We start from the raw sequence: 3,452 nt of genomic DNA, 5'->3' as shown, positions 1-3,452 counted from the left end.
CAAATTGTTTGGCAACAGCGGTTAAAAGCGATTACTCCCACTCAAATTAATGATATTTTCGCTCGAATCCCTGAAGGCCGAATTACTGCGGCTGCGGCTAAATTTGCGATCGATCTATTAGCATCCAATCGTCAAGCATTGGCATCTGTGTAAAATCCCTAGTACTAATCTTTATTAGTGCTTTTTTATTGTTTGTGCGGCACCAATCTCATTGGTGCTTTTTTTGTTCTTTATCTTCTTTTGAAAATTCATGACCACTACTACAAGTCGATATCTCACCGACGCATTACCAGCCACCGATTTCTCCTATCCTTACGCACAAGCGTTGCGCGGCGAAAATCCCGCCCAGTGCGGTTATTTTGTGCCGCTGAGTCAAGCTGAGAAAGCTGGTTGGAAGAACCTTGAAGGTACCGAAATGACCGAGTACGCTTACAACAGCGGGCAAACTGAGGTGGGGATTTTGCTCCAGCAGCCTCGAATGATCCTCACTCCCATCTGTCAACTGGGCGCATTCGATCGCCAAGCCAGTCAAACCGAGGAAACTCTAGTCGTACTGGGTGAATGGGATCGTGCCAAGCATAGTAACGATCCTAACGCTGGTAACTTCCAAATCTTCTTGGTGATGTTTATGGACGGTGCGATTCGTTGTAGTTAAATCACGGTAGTCAGTCCGTAAATAACACTACCAGCCTGGTATCCAAACATGATACAGATCAAGGGCTGAACTGTCTGAGGAATGAAGGTGAAAGTCCTTCCTCTCAAACTCGGAGATGACTCTCAATCTGCCCACACCGACACGACTCGGAATTCGTGAGAGTGAAGCTGGGGACAGGGCTGAATCAGACCAGAATTGCACTGGACACTGCGGCTAATGAGGAGTTCCCATGATGAAATCGAGCCTTGAAAAGCAACCTAAAACAAGGCAGATGCAATCCTAATGTCTGACCTCGCCAAAGATTAGTATCCCGCCGCGTATCGTCCAAACAGCGGCAAGAGTAAGGGGTTTTGGCGGTTGAAGTGGCTACATCTAACGGGACTATCAATCATCTGGACGGAACGAATAAAAACGTGTATGAGGTCTGTAAGCGGTCGCGCTCACGGTAGACCAGACGAGAGGATTAACTCCTCAGACGCGGGTAGGATGCGACGTAATTGTCGCAAGGTGTTCAGAATAAACAACTTGGAGTAAATCATGATTGGACGCAGCGTAAACGCTAGCGAATTATGGAAGAGCTTCAAATGGAAGAAATTCCAGAAGACGCTTTTCCGGTTACAAAGACGAGTTTACAAAGCAGTTTCAGTTAAAGACAAGCGGAAGGCGCGGTCACTACAGAAACTAATTCTCAAATCCCAATCAGCTAGATTATTAGCGATTCGACAAGTAACGCAGTTAAATGCAGGCAAGAAGACAGCAGGTATTGATGGCAAAGCGTCCCTTACCTTTGAAGAACGCCTAGCACTAGCCGACCTAATTGGCTTACATCGCACCAACTGGAAGCACGAAAAGCTACGAGAAATTCCAATCCCTAAAAAGGATGGAAGCACACGTATCTTAAAAGTGCCCACAATGGCGGACAGAGCGTGGCAATGCCTAGCTAAATATGCCCTCGAACCAGCGCACGAAGCAACATTCCATGCTTATAGTTACGGGTTTAGGACAGGACGCTCGGCACATGATGCCCAGAAAATCCTATTCATAAATCTACGCTCAAATTGCAACGGAATGAATAAACGAGTAATCGAACTCGATATTGAAAAATGTTTCGACCGGATAAACCACTCTGCAATCATGGACAACCTTATCGCACCAGCAGGACTAAAACTCGGTATTTTCCGATGTCTAAAAGCTGGTACTAATGTAGGGTTCCCTGACCAAGGAACGCCCCAAGGCGGAGTTGTAAGTCCACTGCTGGCAAATATTGCTCTCAACGGCATTGAGGATATCCATAAGAGCGTCAGATATGCTGACGATATGGTAATCATCCTCAAACCAGAAGACGACGCAGATGCCATACTTGAACGAATCAGCGAATTTCTAGCCCAACGAGGTATGAAAGTTAGCGAACGTAAAACCAAGCTGACAGCTACGACAGATGGGTTTGACTTCCTCGGCTGGCATTTCAAAGTCCAGAAAAACGGCAAGTTTCGTAGTACTCCCTCTGTGGACAACTACAAAGCTTTCCGCAAGAAGGTAAAACACATCGTCAACAACTCAAACTACGGTGCCACAATTAAGGCTGAGAAATTAGCCCCTGTGGTTAGAGGATGGAGAAACTACCATAAGTTCTGCAAGATGGATGGGTCGAGAAATTCTCTCTACTTCATACAGAAACGGGCTTACACGGTATTTAACAAGGAAACAAAACAGAATCGCCATTCTTGTAAATCCTTACTAGATAAGGCATTTCCAACGGTTCCTTACTCTGAAAATAAGCACATCAATGTCAAAGGAGAGAAATCCCCATACGACGGCGATATCTCTTATTGGAGCGAACGAAAAAGTAAGCTCTATGACGGGTCAACCTCTAAAGCTATCAAAAAGCAAGACCGTAAGTGCGTCGCCTGTGGACTCACGTTCATAGGTGAAGAAAAAATACATCTTCACCACATAGATGGAAACCATGACAACTGGGACAAGAAAAACCTAGTAGGGATTCATGAATCGTGTCACGATTACATCCACATGGACAGAAGAGGGAAAGTTGTAGCAATACACCACCCAGTATCGCACTAGCAAAGTCGCAAGACAAGGACATCGGGAGCCGTATGCGGCGAAAGTCGCACGTACGGATCTAACTGAGAGGGGCGCAGGTTAATACCTGCCCTCGACTCAACCCTAACAAGCAACCGCTCCACGATATTCCACTCCGACTGTTTGCCAAGGGTTCCCACCAAGCGACTCTATCGATCGAGTGGCAGAAGTTTTGCACCTCCGTAGCTCGCTGTCAGGCTGAAGCAAACAAAACTTTATTCCGCCCTAAAAATGAAGTTTTCAATGCCCTCTGTATCTTTCAGCCGATGATCATTCGCAAATCTGTCGGCGATAAAGTCAAATCCCCTGCCTGTTATATCGATGGCTATGTTCATCCAACTGTCCTGAATTGGCAGAATTTCTTTATGGGTACTGACGAACGGCTTGCCGATGCCATTATTGATATCCTCAATCCTCGATCGCGCTCATTGCTGTCACCACCTACTGCTGGGACGATTATGCTGGCACCCGCTCCAGAGCTTGTCACACCAGCGGCAGTAACTGGTGCTGCTACTTCTCCAGTAGAAGATAACAGCAATGCAATCGATGTAGCTTCATCTCCTGTCGCTGAAGAATCAGCACCCGTGCCAACTAGCACTACCATTCCGGTTGCGACTAAAACTAAACCAGCCCCCGAACCGGAATATATCGATCCGCCTGAGTTTGAGGATGATGATGAATTTGAGAACGATGAAGTTGA

The 3,452-nt window shown here is 46.4% G+C and carries 1 protein-coding gene and 3 pseudogenes; all 4 read left to right on the top strand.

The genetic code is table 11. From position 1 onward, the window contains the following. The first annotated feature begins 250 nt into the window (after window positions 1-250). On the top strand, window positions 251-655 hold the full coding sequence (locus tag RMO55_RS03380) for a DUF5895 domain-containing protein (protein ID WP_310423508.1): 405 nt from the start codon (window positions 251-253) through the stop codon (window positions 653-655). A gap of 537 nt (window positions 656-1,192) precedes the next feature. Continuing rightward, window positions 1,193-2,816 (top strand): annotated as a pseudogene (locus RMO55_RS03375) (reverse transcriptase domain-containing protein). Continuing rightward, a pseudogene (locus RMO55_RS03370) lies at window positions 2,797-2,913 on the top strand (DUF5895 domain-containing protein); the annotation flags it as partial. The pseudogenes RMO55_RS03375 and RMO55_RS03370, both read left to right, overlap by 20 nt. Before the next feature lie 105 nt (window positions 2,914-3,018). Beyond that, a pseudogene (locus RMO55_RS03365) lies at window positions 3,019-3,452 on the top strand (hypothetical protein); the annotation flags it as partial.

Origin of the sequence: Chamaesiphon sp. VAR_48_metabat_135_sub, assembly GCF_031418915.1 — a bacterium.
In the GTDB taxonomy this organism is placed as follows: Bacteria; Cyanobacteriota; Cyanobacteriia; order Cyanobacteriales; family Chamaesiphonaceae; genus Chamaesiphon.
The sequence above is the reverse complement of the archived record's forward strand: the minus strand, read 5'-3'. Positions and strand labels throughout refer to the sequence as shown.

Bases quoted from the DNA above. Each gene is read 5' to 3' on its own strand.
- RMO55_RS03380 (WP_310423508.1), top strand. From the start codon at position 251: ATGACCACTACTACAAGTCGATATCTCACCGACGCATTACCAGCCACC.